Source organism: Cohnella faecalis (genome assembly GCF_003570905.1).
GTDB classification, from domain to species: Bacteria; Bacillota; Bacilli; order Paenibacillales; family Paenibacillaceae; genus Cohnella; species Cohnella faecalis.
Window position 1 is genome coordinate 51,447 of sequence record NZ_QXJM01000023.1, and the last position, 17,458, is coordinate 68,904.

At 55.1% G+C, this 17,458-nt stretch carries 20 protein-coding genes and 1 tRNA gene; all 21 read left to right on the plus strand.

Annotated features, from left to right (window positions below; all coding sequences use genetic code 11):
• The first annotated feature begins 332 nt into the window (after positions 1 to 332).
• Positions 333 to 1,811 carry a stage IV sporulation protein A gene (gene spoIVA, locus D3H35_RS03870; protein WP_119147838.1) on the plus strand — a complete coding sequence of 493 codons (1,479 nt, stop codon included), beginning with the start codon at positions 333 to 335 and terminating at the stop codon, positions 1,809 to 1,811.
• Between the two features lie 757 nt (positions 1,812 to 2,568).
• Entirely contained in the window at positions 2,569 to 3,702 is a 1,134-nt protein-coding gene (locus D3H35_RS03880; RefSeq protein ID WP_119147840.1) for a sugar ABC transporter substrate-binding protein, read from the plus strand.
• A 116-nt stretch (positions 3,703 to 3,818) separates the two neighbouring features.
• Positions 3,819 to 5,342 (plus strand): sugar ABC transporter ATP-binding protein, encoded by a 1,524-nt coding sequence (locus D3H35_RS03885; protein WP_233567754.1) that lies wholly within the window; start codon positions 3,819 to 3,821, stop codon positions 5,340 to 5,342.
• On the plus strand, positions 5,339 to 6,325 hold the full coding sequence (locus D3H35_RS03890) for an ABC transporter permease (RefSeq protein ID WP_119147841.1): 987 nt from the start codon (positions 5,339 to 5,341) through the stop codon (positions 6,323 to 6,325). Before D3H35_RS03885 ends, D3H35_RS03890 begins: the two co-directional genes overlap by 4 nt.
• 105 nt (positions 6,326 to 6,430) lie before the next feature.
• The gene (locus D3H35_RS03895) at positions 6,431 to 6,703 is read left to right on the plus strand and encodes an HU family DNA-binding protein (protein ID WP_119147842.1); all 273 of its coding nucleotides are present in this window, start codon (positions 6,431 to 6,433) and stop codon (positions 6,701 to 6,703) included.
• An 85-nt stretch (positions 6,704 to 6,788) separates the two neighbouring features.
• Positions 6,789 to 6,865: transfer RNA gene (locus D3H35_RS03900), tRNA-Pro, on the plus strand.
• A gap of 117 nt (positions 6,866 to 6,982) precedes the next feature.
• Entirely contained in the window at positions 6,983 to 7,207 is a 225-nt protein-coding gene (mtrB, locus tag D3H35_RS03905; RefSeq protein WP_119148088.1) for a trp RNA-binding attenuation protein MtrB, read from the plus strand.
• Between the two features lie 146 nt (positions 7,208 to 7,353).
• Complete coding sequence (locus tag D3H35_RS03910; RefSeq protein WP_119147843.1) at positions 7,354 to 7,893, plus strand: hypothetical protein; 540 nt, start codon at positions 7,354 to 7,356, stop codon at positions 7,891 to 7,893.
• 102 nt (positions 7,894 to 7,995) lie between these two features.
• A complete protein-coding gene (locus tag D3H35_RS03915) occupies positions 7,996 to 8,739 on the plus strand; it encodes a heptaprenyl diphosphate synthase component 1 (RefSeq protein WP_158593936.1) in 744 nt (247 codons plus the stop codon).
• Complete coding sequence (locus tag D3H35_RS30570) at positions 8,736 to 8,873, plus strand: hypothetical protein (RefSeq protein WP_158593937.1); 138 nt, start codon at positions 8,736 to 8,738, stop codon at positions 8,871 to 8,873. Before D3H35_RS03915 ends, D3H35_RS30570 begins: the two co-directional genes overlap by 4 nt.
• A 7-nt stretch (positions 8,874 to 8,880) precedes the next feature.
• The gene (locus D3H35_RS03920) at positions 8,881 to 9,600 is read left to right on the plus strand and encodes a demethylmenaquinone methyltransferase (protein WP_119147845.1); all 720 of its coding nucleotides are present in this window, start codon (positions 8,881 to 8,883) and stop codon (positions 9,598 to 9,600) included.
• Entirely contained in the window at positions 9,597 to 10,472 is an 876-nt protein-coding gene (locus tag D3H35_RS03925) for a UbiA-like polyprenyltransferase (RefSeq protein ID WP_119147846.1), read from the plus strand. The genes D3H35_RS03920 and D3H35_RS03925 overlap by 4 nt, the downstream gene beginning before the upstream one ends.
• Positions 10,466 to 11,089, plus strand: a complete 624-nt coding sequence (locus D3H35_RS03930) for a UbiX family flavin prenyltransferase (RefSeq protein WP_119147847.1) — start codon at positions 10,466 to 10,468, stop codon at positions 11,087 to 11,089. Before D3H35_RS03925 ends, D3H35_RS03930 begins: the two co-directional genes overlap by 7 nt.
• Positions 11,082 to 11,963, plus strand: coding sequence for a menaquinone biosynthetic enzyme MqnA/MqnD family protein (locus D3H35_RS03935; protein ID WP_119147848.1), 882 nt, complete (start codon positions 11,082 to 11,084; stop codon positions 11,961 to 11,963). Before D3H35_RS03930 ends, D3H35_RS03935 begins: the two co-directional genes overlap by 8 nt.
• Entirely contained in the window at positions 11,960 to 12,934 is a 975-nt protein-coding gene (locus D3H35_RS03940) for a polyprenyl synthetase family protein (RefSeq protein WP_119147849.1), read from the plus strand. Before D3H35_RS03935 ends, D3H35_RS03940 begins: the two co-directional genes overlap by 4 nt.
• A gap of 55 nt (positions 12,935 to 12,989) precedes the next feature.
• Positions 12,990 to 13,433 carry a nucleoside-diphosphate kinase gene (gene ndk, locus D3H35_RS03945; protein ID WP_119147850.1) on the plus strand — a complete coding sequence of 148 codons (444 nt, stop codon included), beginning with the start codon at positions 12,990 to 12,992 and terminating at the stop codon, positions 13,431 to 13,433.
• Positions 13,424 to 14,224, plus strand: a complete 801-nt coding sequence (locus tag D3H35_RS03950) for a CheR family methyltransferase (RefSeq protein WP_325049999.1) — start codon at positions 13,424 to 13,426, stop codon at positions 14,222 to 14,224. The genes ndk and D3H35_RS03950 overlap by 10 nt, the downstream gene beginning before the upstream one ends.
• 63 nt (positions 14,225 to 14,287) lie before the next feature.
• Positions 14,288 to 14,446 carry a hypothetical protein gene (locus D3H35_RS31240; RefSeq protein WP_199728457.1) on the plus strand — a complete coding sequence of 53 codons (159 nt, stop codon included), beginning with the start codon at positions 14,288 to 14,290 and terminating at the stop codon, positions 14,444 to 14,446.
• 91 nt (positions 14,447 to 14,537) lie between these two features.
• Positions 14,538 to 15,707 carry a chorismate synthase gene (aroC, locus tag D3H35_RS03955; RefSeq protein ID WP_119147851.1) on the plus strand — a complete coding sequence of 390 codons (1,170 nt, stop codon included), beginning with the start codon at positions 14,538 to 14,540 and terminating at the stop codon, positions 15,705 to 15,707.
• Positions 15,707 to 16,813, plus strand: a complete 1,107-nt coding sequence (aroB, locus tag D3H35_RS03960; RefSeq protein WP_119147852.1) for a 3-dehydroquinate synthase — start codon at positions 15,707 to 15,709, stop codon at positions 16,811 to 16,813. Before aroC ends, aroB begins: the two co-directional genes overlap by 1 nt.
• 6 nt (positions 16,814 to 16,819) lie before the next feature.
• Positions 16,820 to 17,188, plus strand: coding sequence for a chorismate mutase (aroH, locus tag D3H35_RS03965; protein ID WP_119147853.1), 369 nt, complete (start codon positions 16,820 to 16,822; stop codon positions 17,186 to 17,188).
• The last annotated feature ends 270 nt before the right edge of the window (positions 17,189 to 17,458 follow it).

Below are 17,458 nucleotides of genomic sequence, written 5' to 3' on the forward strand. Positions count from 1 at the left end.
AGACGGCGAAGCCGTTTTTACTTGGAATATCAGATAAGTATAAGTTTTCGATCTTCTTATATTTATCTGATACCGACGCAAAGCTACTTCGACGTTCAAGGAACGCCGAAGCCGTTTTTGCTTGTTCAATCATGTTTTGCGCAGCGGCTTCATATGATCATGGAGGATATAGGCAGGAAGCCGATTTTGTTCGCCTTCAGGTTAAACATTTTGGCTGCGGCGTCATAAACCGGACAAACGCACATACAATGTTACCAGTCCAAGTTCGTGTACGAGTTCCGTCGCGCTGGCGGGTCACGAAGGTTTCGCGATTACGATGGGAGGGAATCTCAGTGGAAAAAGTAGACATTTTCAAAGATATTGCCGAGCGCACGGGAGGCGATATCTACCTTGGGGTCGTCGGCGCCGTCCGCACGGGCAAATCGACCTTTATCAAGCGGTTCATGGAAACGGTCGTGCTGCCCAATATCGCGCACGAAGCTGATCGGATCCGGGCGATCGACGAGCTGCCGCAAAGCGCAGCCGGTCGTACGATCATGACGACGGAACCGAAATTCGTACCGAATAACGCGGTTCAGCTAAAAGTGGCCGAAGGCCTCGAAGTCAATGTGAGGCTCGTCGACTGCGTCGGATATACGGTTGAAGGGGCCAAAGGGTTCGAAGACGAAGGCGGCCCGCGCATGATTACGACGCCTTGGTTCGAAGAACCGATTCCGTTCCAGGAAGCTGCCGAGATCGGCACGCGCAAAGTTATTCAGGAGCATTCGACGCTCGGCGTTGTCGTGACAACAGACGGTTCTATCGCGGAAATCCCGCGCAGCGCATACATCGAAGCGGAAGAAAGAGTCATTAACGAGCTGAAGGAAGTAGGCAAGCCGTTCGTCCTCATCGTCAACTCGGCGCGTCCGAAGAGCGAGGAAGCCCAGACACTTCGCAGCGAGTTGGCGGCCAAATACGATATTCCCGTCCTCACGCTTTCCGCTGCGACGATGGGCGAGGAAGAAGTGACGGGCGTTCTGCGAGAGGTGCTCTACGAGTTCCCCGTACACGAAGTAAACGTCAATCTTCCGAGCTGGGTTATGGTATTGAACGAAAATCACTGGCTGCGCTCCGCTTACGAAAATTCCGTTCGCGAGACGGTCAAGGATATTCGCCGTCTCCGCGACGTCGATCGGATCGTAGCCCAATTCACGGAATACGACTTCGTAGCCCGTGCGGGGCTAAGCGGAATGAATATGGGGCAAGGCGTCGCAGAGATCGATCTGTTCGCGCCGGATGAGCTGTACGACAAAATATTGACCGAGGTCGTAGGCACCGAAATTCGCGGCAAAGACCATTTGTTACAGCTGATGCAGGATTTTGCCCATGCGAAGAGGGAGTATGACCGGTTCGCGGAAGCGCTCGAGATGGTCAAAACGACGGGCTACGGAATCGCGGCTCCGACGCTCGCCGAGATGGTGCTCGACGAGCCGGAGCTTATCCGCCAAGGCTCCCGCTTCGGCGTTCGCCTGAAAGCGACCGCTCCATCGATTCATATGATCCGCGTCGATGTCGAATCCGAATTCGCTCCGATCATCGGAACGGAGAAGCAGAGCGAAGAGCTCGTCCGTTATCTGATGCAGGATTTCGAGAAAAATCCGATCAAAATTTGGGATTCCGACATTTTCGGCCGTTCGCTCCATTCGATCGTCCGGGAAGGAATCCAGGGCAAAATCGCGATGATGCCGGACAATGCGCGCTATAAGCTGCAAGAAACGCTCGGCCGCATTATTAACGAAGGCTCTGGCGGCTTGATAGCTATTATTCTTTAGACTAATTGGAAAAGAACCGATGCGGCCGCCGGGACGGTAACCGCATCGGTTTTTTTGTCATTTTCGATCACCATAACTCCGCCGGCTGTCCGATCCGAGCGGCGTTCCTTGTCCGGGTGCCAACGCTTGTGCGATTTTGTGAGAGCGGGCCGAAATAAGGCGCTCACAGTTACTATGGCGGGGGAATGGAGGGGATCGAGCCGAAATAAGGCACTCACAGTTACTATGGCGGGGGAATGTGTGGGAGCGGGCCGAAATAAGGTACTCACAGTTACTATGGCGGGGGAATGTGTGGGAGCGGGCCGAAATAAGACACTCACAGTTACTATGGCGGGGGAATGGAGGGGATCGGGCCGAAATAAGGCACTCACAGTTGCTATGGCGGGGGAATGTGTGGGAGCGGGCCGAAATAAGACACTCACAGTTACTATGGTGGGGAATGGAGGGGGACGAGCCGAAATAAGGCACTCACAGTTACTATGGCGGGGGGAATGGAGGGGAGCGAGCTGGAATAAGGCACTCACAGTTACATGCGCAATTTTGGTCGAATAAGGGGGATACTGGATAACGTGAGTAGAAATTGTGACGATCGCAGCGATAACCTTGTGTTTTGGGCCGTATTCTCCTACAATTCATATCGTTCGACATTCATTCGACAAATTTCGCGCAGTATTCTTTTAAACCGATTGACATAGTCGGAATTAGAGATTATCATATGCATATCTTACTAGAGATAAGTAATGGGAGGCAGAGAAAGATGAAGACGTGGAGAAGATCAAGCCTGGGCTTGGCACTGGTCATTGCGATCGTACTGGTGCTCTCGGCTTGCGGCAAAAAAGAAAACAACGACGGAGCTTCGAGCTCCCCTTCGGCTTCGCCAACGGCATCGCAAGCCGCTTCGCCGGAAGCGAGCGCAGATTCGAAAATCGAAGCGCTCAAAGGCAAAAAAATCGCAGTCGTCATGCAGTTCAACCAAGGCACGTTGTCCGCTCAATATTTGGAGGGCGTCAAGTCGCAAGTCGAAAAATTCGGCGGCAAATTGACTGTACTCGCATCGGAGAACGACCTGAACAAAATGGTAACCAACCTCGATAACGCCATTAACCAAAAATTCGACGGTATTTTGCTCGACCACGGCAACGCAGATGCGTTGACGGCAGGCGTCAACAAAGCGTTGGCGGCAGGCATCCCGGTCGTCGCGTTCGATTCCGGACTGTCTATCGAAGGCGTAACGAGCATCGCCCAGAACGATCAGCTGCTTGCCGACAAATCCCTTGAAGCGCTTGCGAAAGACGCGGGCGGCAAAGGCAACATTGTCAAAGTATGGGTAGCCGGATTCCCTCCGATGGAAAGCCGTCAAATCACCTACAAAGCGTTCCAAGCTAAATATCCGGAAATTAAAGAAATTGCCCAGTTCGGCGACGCTAGCAAAGCTCAGCTCGATGCGCAAACGCAAATGGAAGCCGTGTTGAAAAAGTACCCGGAAAAAGGCAGCATCACCGCCGTCTGGGCAGCATGGGACGAATTCGCCAAAGGCGTAACGAACGCTATCAAGCAAGCGGGACGTACGGAAATCAAAGTGTACGGCATCGATTTGAACGACGAGGATCTGGCGCTCATTCAAGATCCTGAGAGCCCTTGGGTCGCATCGGCCGGCGCTGACTTTACGTCGATCGGACAAGTCCAAGTCCGTTACCTGTACCAAAAGCTGTACGGCGACAAAGCGGAAGCTTCGGTTCAAATCGAGCCTGCCTTCGTTAGCCGCGAATTGCTTCCAACCGATAAGAAAGTGACCGTCGCCGATCTCGGCGAGTACGTTCCCGGATGGGGCAAAAGCGAGCAAGGCGTAACCGATTATTTGACTCAGCTTGAGCAATCTGTAGGCAAGTAATAACAGCAAGAAAGGTACGGCGCGGTAGTTAACCGCGCCGTTTCCTGCTGTTCGCGATTCGGAAGAAATGCAATCGAATCGCGGCGGGACCGTTCACAAAGGAAGGAGGCGGGGCAATGTCATCGGAAGTTCGCGTTCACGAGCTTCGAATGAGCGGCATTAACAAGTCGTTCGCAGGGGTGCCCGCGCTTAAGGACGTCGATTTTGCCGTTCGCGGCGGCGAAATTCATGCGCTGCTCGGAGCTAACGGCGCAGGGAAAAGCACATTGATGAAAATATTGTCCGGCGCTTACGAGTGCGACAGCGGAGATATCGAGTTGAACGGAAGGCGGCTGGACATTCGATCGCCCGCCGACGCGAAGAAAGCGGGCATCCACTGCGTCTATCAGGAGGTGGATACGTCGCTCGTATCCCATCTTAGCGTAGCTGAAAATATTATGCTTGACCGGCTGGCTTCCTCGGACGGATCGGGCTGGATAAGGTGGCGCGCTCTGTACAAGGATGCGGAGCAGGTGCTCGCCAGGCTGGGGCTGCAGCTTCCGGTTCGCAAAAAAGCGGCCGACCTGACGTTGGCGGAGAAGCAGTTGATCCTCATCGCACGGCTGTTCGTGCAGGATGCGAAAATCGTTATTTTGGACGAGCCGACCGCTCCGCTCAGCCTGGAAGAGGCAAACCGGCTGTTCAAGCTTATGCAAGGCTTGAAGGAAGCCGGTATCGGCATTATTTTCATCTCGCACCGGCTGCCCGAGGTATTCCGGATTTGCGAGCGGGTGACGGTCATGCGCGATGGACAAAGGGTCATGACGGAAAATGCCGAATCGACGAATGTCGGCGAGGTTGTGCGCACGATGCTGGGCAAAAGCTTCGAGGATGAATATCCGAAGCTGGAAGCCGAAATCGGAGATACGCTGGCGGAAATTCAAGGGCTGGCTGCCGGTCACCGGGTTCGGGGCGTCGACCTGCGGGTTCGCAGCGGCGAAATCGTCGCCGTGGTCGGTCTTGTTGGAGCGGGGAAAACCGAGCTTTCCCGGCTTCTGTTCGGCGCCGACGCGCCGGAGGAGGGAAGCGTCAGGCTGAACGGCGAGCTTGTGAAGCCGCGAAGCCCGGCGGACGCCGTCGAATCCGGGATCGTCCTCGTTCCCGAGGAGCGCAGGAAGGAAGGCATTCTCGTGCAGCATTCGGTGCTTCACAATCTGAGCTTGCCGATCCTTCAAACTCTCAGCCGTTTCGGCTTTTTGTCGGGCGTCAAAGAGAAGCGGAATGCGCAGCAAATCATCGAAGAGCTGGGGATTAAAGCGTCTTCTCCTCAGCTCGAAACCGCCTTCTTAAGCGGTGGCAACCAACAGAAGGTAGCCATCGGCAAATGGACGAAGACGGACGCGAAGCTGTTCGTGTTCGACGAGCCGACCAAAGGCGTGGACATCGGCGCCAAACGCGATATTTTCCGCATTATCGGACAGCTCGCGCAGCAAGGCAAGGGGATTTTGTATTTAACGTGCGAATTCGCGGAAGCGCTCGGACTCGCCGACCGGATTCTTGTTATGTGCGACGGGCGGATCGTGAAGGAATTCGCGCGCGGCGAGGCGACGCAAGAGGATTTGCTTTATTACGCTAGCGCGGGGCGGGAGGAACCGGCATGAACAACCGGCTGATGCAGTTTTCATTCAAATACGGGGCTCTCATTTTTATTGGCCTCGTTCTGTTGTTTTTTTCGCTATACAACGAATATTTTTTCACCTACAACAATTTAACCGATATTTTGCGCTCCATCTCGATCGTAACCTTTGTCGCAATCGGCGTCACGATTTCGCTGACAGTCGACGGCTTCGATCTGTCGGTCGGCTCGACGGTTTCGCTCGCGGCCGTCGTGTCGGCTACGATGATGGTCTGGTTCGAGATGCCCTTGGTCGTCGTCATTGTCGTGCCCATTCTGTTCGGCGCCCTCGTAGGCTTGCTGAACGCCTTCCTGATCGTCAAGGTGCGGATTCCCGATCTGCTGGCGACGCTTGCCGTCATGTACATCGTCAGCGGCGTGCACAAAACGTACACAAAGGGCTACTCCATCTACAGCAACATGAACATGCAGGATGGTACGAAAGCGCCCGGCATCATGACGCCGGAGTTTTTATGGATCGGGCAGGGGAAGCTGCTGGGCGTTCCGTTCCCCGTCATTCTGATGCTCGTAGCGGTAATTGGCGCGCATCTTTTCTTCAAGTACACTCGCTGGGGCCGGCAGATGATTATGACAGGCGGCAACGAAGAGGCGGCGCGGCTGTCGGGCCTGCGCGTCAAGCGCGTTCGCACGCTCGCTTACGTCGCTTCCGGCGTATTCGCATCGATCGGCGGCATTCTGTTCGCGGCGCGTGTCGGCAACGGCCAGGTCGACGCCGGAGCGCCCTTGCTCATGGATGCGGTAGCGGCCGTGTTCGTAGGGTTTTCGGTATTCGGCGCGGGCAGGCCTAACATCATCGGCACCTTTTTCGGAGCGATCCTGATTGGGGTTCTCGTTAACGGGATGACCATGCTTAATGTCGAGTACTTCAAGACGGATATCGTCAAAGGAGTCGTGCTCGTGCTCGCCCTGGCCGTTACTTTCATTCACAAAGACCGACATAAAGCTTGAAAGTTCAAGCCCCGCTTGAAACTGCGAGCCCGGTCTGTGTATAATTTCTGATGAAACGGATAAACAGTTAACGAGCGAGTTTTTCGTTCCGGGAGGTGAATTGCCATGAACAAAACCGAATTGATCGCCAAAGTGGCCGAGTTGACCGATCTGTCCAAGAAGGACGCAACGCAAGCGGTAGACGCCGTGTTCGACGTTATCTCCGAAGCGCTGCAGAGCGGCGACAAGGTTCAGCTCGTCGGCTTCGGTAACTTCGAAGTTCGCGAACGTTCCGCCCGCAAAGGCCGTAACCCGCAAACCGGAGTCGAAATCGAAATTCCGGCCGGTAAAATCCCAGCTTTCAAGCCGGGCAAACAACTGAAAGAAGGCATCAAATAATCGACTGATTATCGCTTTCTTTTTTGTAATGGAAAAGGTTGCATAGCTGGAATGGCCTGTGCTATAATCGCTCTCGTATTTACGTCGGGACGTGGCGCAGCCAGGTAGCGCGCACCCTTGGGGTGGGTGAGGTCGAGAGTTCGAATCTCTCCGTTCCGACCATTACATAACCGCTGAACTGCTTTTCCGACGGGTTTCCCGCGGGGAAGCAGTTTTTGTTTGACATCGATATCCTTTTTCCTTCATCATGAGAAAAAAGAGGAGGCTGACGGAGCCGTTATGGAAGAAAAGACGCAAGCGGAGTATGTCGTCATCAAGGCGAAAGACAACGGGGTGCAGGTGATCGGATTGACTCGGGGCCAGGATACGAAGTTTCATCATACCGAGAAGCTTGATCGCGGGGAAGTGCTGATCGCCCAATTCACAGACCATACGTCGGCCATCAAGATTCGCGGCAAGGCGACGGTACTGACCAAGTACGGTACTGTAGATACCGACGTGTAAGGAGCGGGAGCTTCGCGCGGAGGCGGCCGACCGGCACATCGAATTCCGGCTTGGCAACGAACAAAGCGTAATGCAGGCATAGCCTGCCTTTTTCTTTTGTACAATGGGAAGGAGGACATCCGTCCCGGCGAAAGGGGAAGGCTGACATGGCCCATTGGCTGCGTTTTGGAGGGCTGCTTGCGACCGGCTTCGCCGTCGTTCTGCTGCTCGGACGGCTGCCGGCGATCGAGAGGAGCCCGCCCTCGCATCGCCAGTCGCTGGAGGTGTTCACTCCGGTGCAGGTGAAAACATTAACGGGGGAAAATTTGGTCGACGCGATGATCGGTCTGCCTTTGAGGGAGCGGTTGTCGCGCGTCGGCTGGGACCATTCGATTTTGACGGTCGATCTTTCGGTCGAACAGCCGTTGGCCGCTCCCAGGGACGTGTGGAGGGATACGGCGCGTTTGATCCGCTTCTCTTTTTTCGATGTGCAAGGAGTCCGGCAGCTTCTCGTTCGGGTGTATTCGGTGGACGGCGGGCAGCGAACGCTGCTGTTCTCGGCCGAAACGAGGCCCGGCGACTGGACGGAGGAGCGGCTGGCGTCGCTGCGAACGCCAATCGGCTATCCGGATGACGAATTTCGAGCGGGCATTCATCTTGTTATTTATCCGCAAGGAGAGCTCTGGCTTCGAAATTTTGCAAATTGATGAACTTAGAGCGTGTCTTATGCGGGCTTAACCGGGTTATGTTATAATATACGAATGAGCGAGCGCCGCTGCGGCGCCAGGTACCAAGTTCGGAGGCTTGAGATGACACGAAATCGCATTGCGCAACTGGCCCAAAAATATATGTACCACGATATGATCGGCAAACATACGGAGTTGCCGGATTTCCCCGAGGCTCGGATCCGGCTGCTCTATTCGGTTCTGGGCCATCAACCTGCGGCATCGCTTAACAAAGAGCTGATGGCTCTCGTCGCTTCTCTGGTGCAAATGGGGCTCGACACCCATGACACGGTTCGGAACGAGAACGCGCCGTCAGGCGAGAAAAGCGGAATTCTATCCATGCGGGCCCAGCAATTGAAAGTGTTGGCCGGCGATTTTTTTAGCGCGCGTTTTTACCAGTTGCTGTCTCAAGCGGGGCAAATCGACGCGGTACGCCGCATGAGTGAAGCAGTGTGCGAAGTGAACCGCGTGAAGATGATTTTTTATACGAAAATGAAGCAGTTAAAGCTGAACGCCGAAGAGTACGTGCAACTGAGCTCCGAAATTCGCTCCGGCTTGTTTGTTGCGTTTACCGCCTTTATGCAGGGACTCTGCGAGAGACTGTGGCCCGAAATCGTGGAACGGTTCAGCCGCTGCGAAGTGCTTCTTAAGGAAATTCGCCAAGTGGAGCAAACGTCCGATCTGGAAAGCAGCTGGGGCGTCTGGCACATCATGCAAGAAGGCTCGGAGGAAGATCGGCTCGCTCTTGCTCAGCGGCAGGAGGACAGCAGCTTCATTCGTCATTTGCTTGACAAGTATCACGTCCCGAGAAGCTCGGCGGGCTGTTGAGGCAGTCGGCCCAGCAGCTTCAAGGGCTGTTGCAGCGGGTACAATCGGATAAGCTTCTGCGCGACGTGCAGCCGCTTATCGAACCATTCATTACGGCGGCGGGACTTCAGCCGGCTTTGAAAGAGTTGGGGTGAGGACACCATGATCGACGCGAATTCCAAGGACCATGTCCATTCCGTATTCGAGAGCATTGCTCCCAAATACGATTTGATGAACGATATTTTGAGCTTCCGCAGACATAAGGCATGGCGCGCATTCACGATGCGCAAGATGAACGTTCAGCCCGGGCAGAAGTCGCTCGACCTCTGCTGCGGCACGTGCGATTGGACGATTTCTCTCGCCCGCGCCAGCGTGAACGGAGAGACGGTCGGGCTCGATTTCAGCCGCAATATGCTTGATATCGGGCAAGCGAAGGTGGACAAGCTAGGGCTGGCAAAGCAGATTACTCTCGTTCAAGGCAATGCGATGGAGCTTCCGTTCGCCGACAACACGTTCGATTACGTGACGATCGGCTTTGGACTCCGCAACGTGCCGGACATCGTTCAGGTGCTTAAGGAAATGAAGCGGGTAGTGAAGCCGGGCGGCAAGGTTGTCTGTCTCGAGCTTTCTAAGCCGACCTGGCAGCCGTTCAAGGGCATTTATTATTTTTACTTCGAAAAACTTCTTCCCCTGATGGGCAAATGGTTCGTTCGCAAATACGAACAATACCGATGGCTGCCGGAGTCGCTCGCCGTATTTCCGGATCTTCAGGCGCTGGCCGAGCTGTTTCGAACGGTCGGTCTTCGCGGCGTCAAGGCGTACCCGTTGTTTTTCGGCGTAGCCGCGCTGCATATCGGGACGAAGGGAACTGACGGGGAATGATTCATAAGCTGCGAGTCATACTGGAAATGATTAAATTCGAGCATACGATTTTCGCTTTGCCATTCGCTTACGTGGGAGCGATTCTCGGTGCCGTTACGATGGAACGACGGCTGCCGGAATGGTCCGAATGCGGGTGGATTTTGCTGGCGATGGTCGGCGCGAGAAGCGCGGCAATGGGACTTAATCGCGTCATTGACAAGGCTATCGACGCTCGCAATCCGCGAACCGCGACTAGAGCGCTTCCCGCAGGTCTGCTCAAATCCGCGGAAGTGCTGCTGTTTATCGTCGTATCGTTCGTATTGCTGTTCTGGGCGGCGTCCCAGCTTAATACTCTCGCCGTCAAGCTATTGCCCGTTGCGGTATTCATGACCGTTATTTATTCTTATACGAAAAGATTCACCTGGCTTTGCCATGTCGTGCTCGGATTGACGATCGGTCTGGCTCCTCTGGGGGGCTGGGTGGCGGTTACCGGAGAAGTGACGTGGACGTCCATCATTTTGTATTTGACCGTCGCGCTTTGGACGGCCGGCTTCGACATTATCTATGCTTGCCAAGACATCGATTTCGACCGCAAGGAAGGGCTTCATTCCATTCCATCCCGATTCGGGATTGCCGGAGGCTTATCCATCGCCCGCATGATGCATGCATTGACGGCGCTTGGATTTGCCTTGCTTCTTGTATTGACCGATTTAAGCTGGTGGTATTTTGCCGGCATCGTCATTTCCGGCGCTCTTCTTCTCTATGAGCATCGTCTTGTCAAGCCGAACGATCTATCCAAGCTGAATGCCGCCTTCTTTACGATGAACGGCATTTTGAGCGCCGTCGTATTCGCGTTTACTTTCATCGATCTCGTTCTGGTGAAGGCGTGGTAACCGGAGCGCCTGACAGGCGCTGGGTCGTCGGCATTACGGGAGCGAGCGGAGCGGCATACGGCATCAAGCTGTGCCGGGAACTGCTCGCCGGAGGGTACGTTATTCATCTTGTCGTGACGGATGCCGGTTGGCGGGTGTTCAAGGAAGAGCTCGGGTGGGATGCTTCAAGGCGGATGGAAACTTTGCGCCATGCTTTCGGCGACGAACCGTTCGAGGAAGGACGTCTGATCTATCATCCGCTTAACGATATCGGGGCGAGCATCGCCAGCGGTTCGTTCCGCTGCGAAGGGATGGTCGTCGTTCCATGCTCGATGGGGACGTTATCCTCCATCGCTCACGGAGCTTCGACGAACCTGCTTACCCGCGCGGCGGACGTTATGCTTAAGGAAGGCCGCCCGTTGCTGCTGGTCCCTAGGGAGACGCCTCTTCATGCGATTCATCTTGAGAACATGCTAGCTCTTGCGCGCTTGGGGGTGCGGATCATACCGGCTATGCCGGCTTTTTATTACGGGCCCCAGACTTTGGACGACGCTGTCGCTTTTATGGTCGGCAAAGTGATGGACAGCATGAGCGTACCGCACAATTTGTATAGAAGATGGGGAGAAAGTCATGAGTAGCAAGCTTCATCGGCCGATCCGCATCGGCCGTATCGATTACACGAACGTATGGCCCGTCTTTCATCATTTCGACGAATCCGCCCTCGCATGCGAAGCGGAGATTGTCCGGGAGATGCCTGCGGCTCTCAATCGCAAGCTGCGGGCGGGAGAAATCGACGTGGCGGCCATCTCATCGTTCGCTTACGGCCAGTCGTCGGATCGCTATTATTTGCTGCCCGATCTGTCCGTAAGCGCGCTTGGGCGCGTCCAATCGATTCTGCTGTTCTTGAAATCTCCGTTGGAGAAAGCCATCCACGGTAAAATCGCCTTGACGACGACGTCCGCAACGTCCGTCAACTTGCTCAAAATCATTATGGAGAAATTTTACGGCGGCAAGCCGGTTTACGAGGATGCGGAACCATCGCTCGATCGGATGCTCGAACATGCGGATGCGGCGCTATTGATCGGCGACCACGCCATTCGCGCCTCTTGGGAAAAGCGAGGCTATCGGGTGCTCGACCTCGGGGAAGTGTGGAACGTATGGACCGGTCATTGGATGACGTTCGCCCTGTGGGCGGTAAGGCGGGAAACCGCAGATAGCCGTCCGGACGCGGTGCGCAGCATCTATGAAGCGCTGCTTGCAAGCAAGCATGCGTCCGAGAGCGATAGGGAGCCGATTATTCGGAAGGCGATCAACCAAATAGGAGGTACGCGATCCTATTGGGAAGGCTACTTCTCTAATTTGCACCACGGCTTCGCAAAGGAGCAGCAAGCGGGTCTTGCGCTATATTTTCAATATGCACGGGAGCTTGGGTTAATGGACGGCCAGCCGTCCTTGACGGAGTGGCCGGAAGCCAAGGCCGCTTATTCCCGGAAATCGCAGGTGAACTTATGAAGCTGATGCAGTTGTACGCCTCGCTGAAATCGGATTTGCAGGCGATTGAAGACGATATGTCGCGGACGGTTACGTCCGATATGCCGACACTTAGCGAAGCGTCCCAGCATTTGATGAAAGCGGGGGGGAAGCGGCTTCGCCCCGTATTCGTGCTGTTGTCCGGCAAATTCGGCCGCTACTCTCTCGACACAGTCAAAAAGGTAGCCGTTCCGTTGGAGCTCATCCATATGGCTACTCTCGTTCATGACGACGTCATCGACGATGCCGAAACCCGACGCGGGCAGCTCACGGTCAAGTCCAAGTGGGACAATCGGATCGCGATGTACACGGGCGATTTCATCTACGCGAAAGCGCTGACGGTAGTGAGCGAGCTGGGCAATCCGCGAATTCATCAGGTTTTGTCCAATGCCATTGTCCAAATGTGCATCGGCGAAATGGAGCAGGTTCGCGATTTTTTCGAGACCGACCAAAGCATTCGCAACTATTTGCTGCGTATTCGCCGCAAGACGGCGCTGCTCATCGCGATCAGCTGCCAGTTGGGTGCATTGGCGACCGATGCTCCCAAGCGCCACAGCGACGCACTCTACCGATTCGGCTACAATGTCGGAATGGCCTTCCAAATTACGGACGACCTTCTCGACATATGCGGCACGGAAAAAGCGATCGGAAAGCCGCCGGGAAGCGATTTGCGTCAAGGGAACATTACGTTGCCCGTTCTGTACGCGCTTCAGGATCCCGCGCTTAAAGACCGTCTGCTCGCCGAAATTCGCTTGATACGGCAGAGCGAAGGCGCCGCAGATTCGTCGGCCGCCGTTCGGATCGTCAGAGAGAGCCGCGGCATTAAGGATTCGGAAAAGATGGCCGATCGCTATATAGCAAAAGCCGTTAAGGCGCTTGGCGAGCTTCCGGATTTGACCGCTAAGAAGAATTTGGCCGAAATTGCCCGTTTTGTAGCAAAACGGAGTTATTAACGCGCTCTTTTGTGGTAAAATGAGGGTTACCTATCCACGCAGGGGGTTGAAAATAATGGAAAGAACCTATCTGATGATCAAACCGGACGGCGTACAACGCGGACTTATCGGCGAAATTATCGGCCGGTTCGAACGCAAGGGACTCAAGCTCGTAGGCGCAAAGCTGATCCAAATGCCTTTGGAGCTTGCAGAACGTCATTACGCCGAGCATAAGGGGAAAGATTTTTACGCCCGGCTTCTGGAATTTATTACGGCAGGGCCGGTCATGGCGATGGTGTGGGAGGGCGATCAAGCCGTCTCGCACGCGCGCGCGCTCATCGGCAAGACGAACTCGCTGGAAGCTGCGCCGGGAACGATCCGGAGCGATTACGCGATACATACGAATTTCAATTTGATACACGGCTCGGATTCCCATGAAAGCGCGCTTCGCGAAATCGGCATCTTTTTCCGCGATGACGAATTGGTTTCTTATGAGAAAGCGGTGCAAGTGTGGATTTAAGCCGCAGCGTGATAACGGAAGACGAGGATTTCGTCCGATTCGTAGCCGATATTAAGCGAGCTACTTCCATCGATCTGTCGCTCTACAAAGAAAATCAAATGCGCCGACGGCTGACGACGCTGCGCCTGAAGCACGGATTTTCGTCGTTCGGGGAATATTTCGCCGCTTTGATGAGCGAGCCGCGGCTGCGCAATGAATTTTTGGACCGAATGACGATCAACGTATCCGAATTTTGGCGCAATCCGAACCGGTGGACCGTCCTTGCGGACAAATTCCTCCCTCAGATGCTGAAGCAATCCGGCAGATTGAACATTTGGAGCGCGGCGTGCTCGACAGGCGAGGAGCCGTATACGCTTGCGATGATTTTGGACGCGTGCGGAGCTCTGGAGCGAACGTCGCTTCTGGCAACGGATATCGACGACGGCGTTCTGGCGAAAGCGAAGGAAGGCAGCTATTTGGAGCGTTCCTTAAGAGATGTGCCGGCCGATTTTCGCGCCAAATATTTCACAGCCGAGGATGGGGCGTTCCGCATCTCGGATAAACTTAAGAAAGCGGTTAGGCTTCAGAAGCAAAACTTGCTGAAGGACGAATTCGCAACCGGCTTTGATCTGATCGTCTGCCGAAATGTCATGATTTATTTCACGGAAGAAGCGAAGCACGATTTGTACGGCAAATTCGCCCGCGCACTCAAGCCGGGAGGCATTCTGTTCGTCGGGAGCACGGAGCAAATCTTTTCCCCCGGCCAATACGGATTGGAAACCGCCGATACGTTTTTTTACAGGCGAGCGTAAGGCTGCGTATGAGGCGGCAGTTCCCGCGTGATACTAGAAGCAACATGCCACGCGGAGGGAACCATGGATAAGCGAAAAGTTATAAATGCTTACAGGCGGGGGCTTATTTCCGCACAGGAATGCGCGCAAATTCTCGGTCTCGACAACGTTGAGCTAGTCGGCGTGATGCGCGACGGTCAGCAAGCTCGCAAGCAAGCGCAAGGAAAGCAGTCCGTCCGATAGCGGCGGGCTCTTTTCTTGTCAAACGCTTTAACGCTGTACTATAATGAGCAAAGATATGAACGGGTTTTGAGGGATAAGGGAGGAACCGAACTTGAGTTTACGCTATTTGACAGCAGGCGAGACGCACGGTCCGCAATTAACGGCTATTATTGAAGGATTGCCAAGCAATCTTGAGCTTGATTTTGAGGAAATTAATTTTCAATTGCAACGTCGGCAGAAAGGCCATGGACGCGGACGCCGCATGCAGATCGAGACGGATACGGCGACGATCGTCGGCGGAGTGCGCCATGGACGGACGACCGGAGCGCCGGTCGCTCTATTCGTGGAGAACAAGGACTGGAAGCATTGGACGACGGTCATGAATATCGAGCCGGTCGAAGGCAGCGACGAGACGAAGCGCCGGGTGCATCGGCCGCGTCCGGGGCACGCCGATTTGAACGGCGGCCTGAAATACAACCTGAAAGATCTTCGCAACGTACTCGAGCGCTCCAGCGCTCGCGAGACGGCGGCTCGCGTCGCTGTAGGAGCGATTGCAAGACAGCTTCTCGCTCGTTTCGGCATTAAGGTAGCCGGACATGTCGTCTCGATCTGCGGAGTGGAAGCGGCGGCGCCGAATTTGCCGATCGACGAGCTGATCCGCGTGACGGAGGAATCTCCCGTTCGCGTGGCGGACAAAGCGGCCGAGCAGAAGATGATCGAGCTGATCGACAAGACGAAGGAAGACGGCGATTCGATCGGCGGCATCGTCGAATGCATCGTCGAAGGGCTTCCCGTCGGACTCGGAAGCCATGTGCAATGGGATCGCAAGCTGGAAGGACGGATCGCTCAGGCAGTCGTCTCGATCAATGCGTTCAAAGGCGTGGAATTCGGGCTGGGCTTTGAAGCCGGACGCCGCCCGGGATCGCAGGTTCACGATCCTATTCTTTATAACGAGCAGCAAGGGTTCCACCGCGCGTCCAACAACGCCGGCGGCTTCGAAGGCGGAATGACGACGGGAGAGCCTCTCGTCGTGCGCGGCGTCATGAAGCCGATCCCGACGCTTTACAAGCCGCTGCCGAGCGTGGACATCGACACGAAGGAGCCGTTCACCGCGCAGGTTGAGCGTTCGGACGCATGCGCCGTACCGGCGGCGAGCGTCGTTCTGGAGCATGCTGTCGCATGGGAAGTGGCGAAGGCTTTTCTGGAAAAATTCGGGGGAGATTCGATCGAAGAAATTCAAGCGAATCTCGATAACTACTTGAAACAGGTTGCGGCTTACTGATGGCGGGCGGGATTAAGGAATTGACGGTTGATTTGGGGGAACGTTCCTATCCCATTCTGATCGGCCCGGGCTTGCTGGCCCGGGTCGGGTCGTTGTTCGCGGAGCGCGGATTTGCGGTTAAATCGCCGATTCTGCTCATAACGGATGCGTCCGTAGAAGATTTGTACGCGGGAACGGTAGAGCAATCGCTGCGCGACAAAGGCTACACGGTCGCACGCGCGGTCGTTCCATCCGGGGAGACGTCAAAATCGCTTACGGTGTTCGACGATATGATCACGGCTTGCCTGGAAGCGGGACTCGATCGCAGATCGACGGTTATCGCGTTGGGCGGAGGCGTCGTCGGAGATTTAGCCGGCTTTGTAGCCGCTACTTATATGCGGGGAGTCCGGTTCGTTCAAATTCCGACGACGATTCTGGCTCACGACAGCAGCGTCGGAGGCAAAGTCGCCGTCAATCACCGCTTGGCGAAAAATATTATCGGCGCCTTCTACCAGCCCGAATTCGTTATGTACGATCTGGATACGCTGCTTACGTTGCCGATTCGTGAAGTAAAAGCTGGCTTGTCTGAGGTCGTTAAGCATGGCCTCATCTGGAATGCCGATTTCGTCGCGTGGTGCGACGACAATGTCGACAAGCTGCTCGCACTCGATCCGGAAGCTCTCGGCTACGCCCTCTACGAAGGGTGCAAGGTGAAAGCTATCGTCGTATCTCGCGACGAAAGAGAGAACGACTTACGGGCGATCTTGAATTTGGGCCATACGATCGGCCATGCGTTGGAAGCGGTCGCAGGCTACGGCGAGCTGCTTCACGGCGAAGCGATTGCAATCGGCATGGTCGGTTCCGCCCGGCTGGCCGGGAAGTTCGGATACGACCCGTCGATCGAAGCGGTCACGGAAGCGTTGTTCCGCAAGATCGGATCGCCGGTGCGCATTCCCGGCCATCTGGATGTCGATCAAATTATGGCCGCAATGCAGCACGATAAGAAGTTCATGGAAGGTCAAATGGTATTTGTCGTGCCGACAGCGATTGGCGCGGTGGAAATCCGTCATGACGTTCCGACCGCATGGGTGAGGGAAATCGTCGAAGGATTGCGAGAGGGGAACTAACGGAACATGAGCGTAAGAGGAATCCGCGGAGCCATTACGGTAGACGCCAACGAAGAAAAATTGATTTTGGACGGCACGATCGAGCTGCTTAACGAAATCGTCCGGGTGAACGAGATCGTTCCGGAAGATATCGCCAGCGTCCTCGTTACGGTAACGCAAGATTTGGACGCGACGTTTCCGGCTCGCGCCATTCGCCAAATGGCGGATTGGGAGCTCGTGCCGCTAATGTGTTCGATCGAAATTCCGGTCAAGGGCAGTATGGAGCGATGCATTCGACTGATGGTGCTCGTGAACACCGATGCGTCGCAAGCTGATATTCGCCACGTTTATTTGGCAGGAGCGGCTGCGCTGCGTCCGGACTTGTCTAGAAAATAAGAAGGACGATATTGCCGTTGACGCGCTGCTGTAGGCGGTGCTATAGTAATAGCATTGATGCAGCGCGGAACGGCCGGCCACAGGGACGGCAACTTACGCAAGCTGCGAGCAGAGATGAGAAGAGACGAGTGGAGCAGCCGAACCGCGTTTGCCGTAAGGCCATACGCGCAAGAGGTTTAACCGTACCCGCGCTTAGTGCAATATGCGCTATGGGTATTGGCTTATCCACGACTATCGACGGCATCTCTGCGGAGCAGGGGTGCTTTTTTT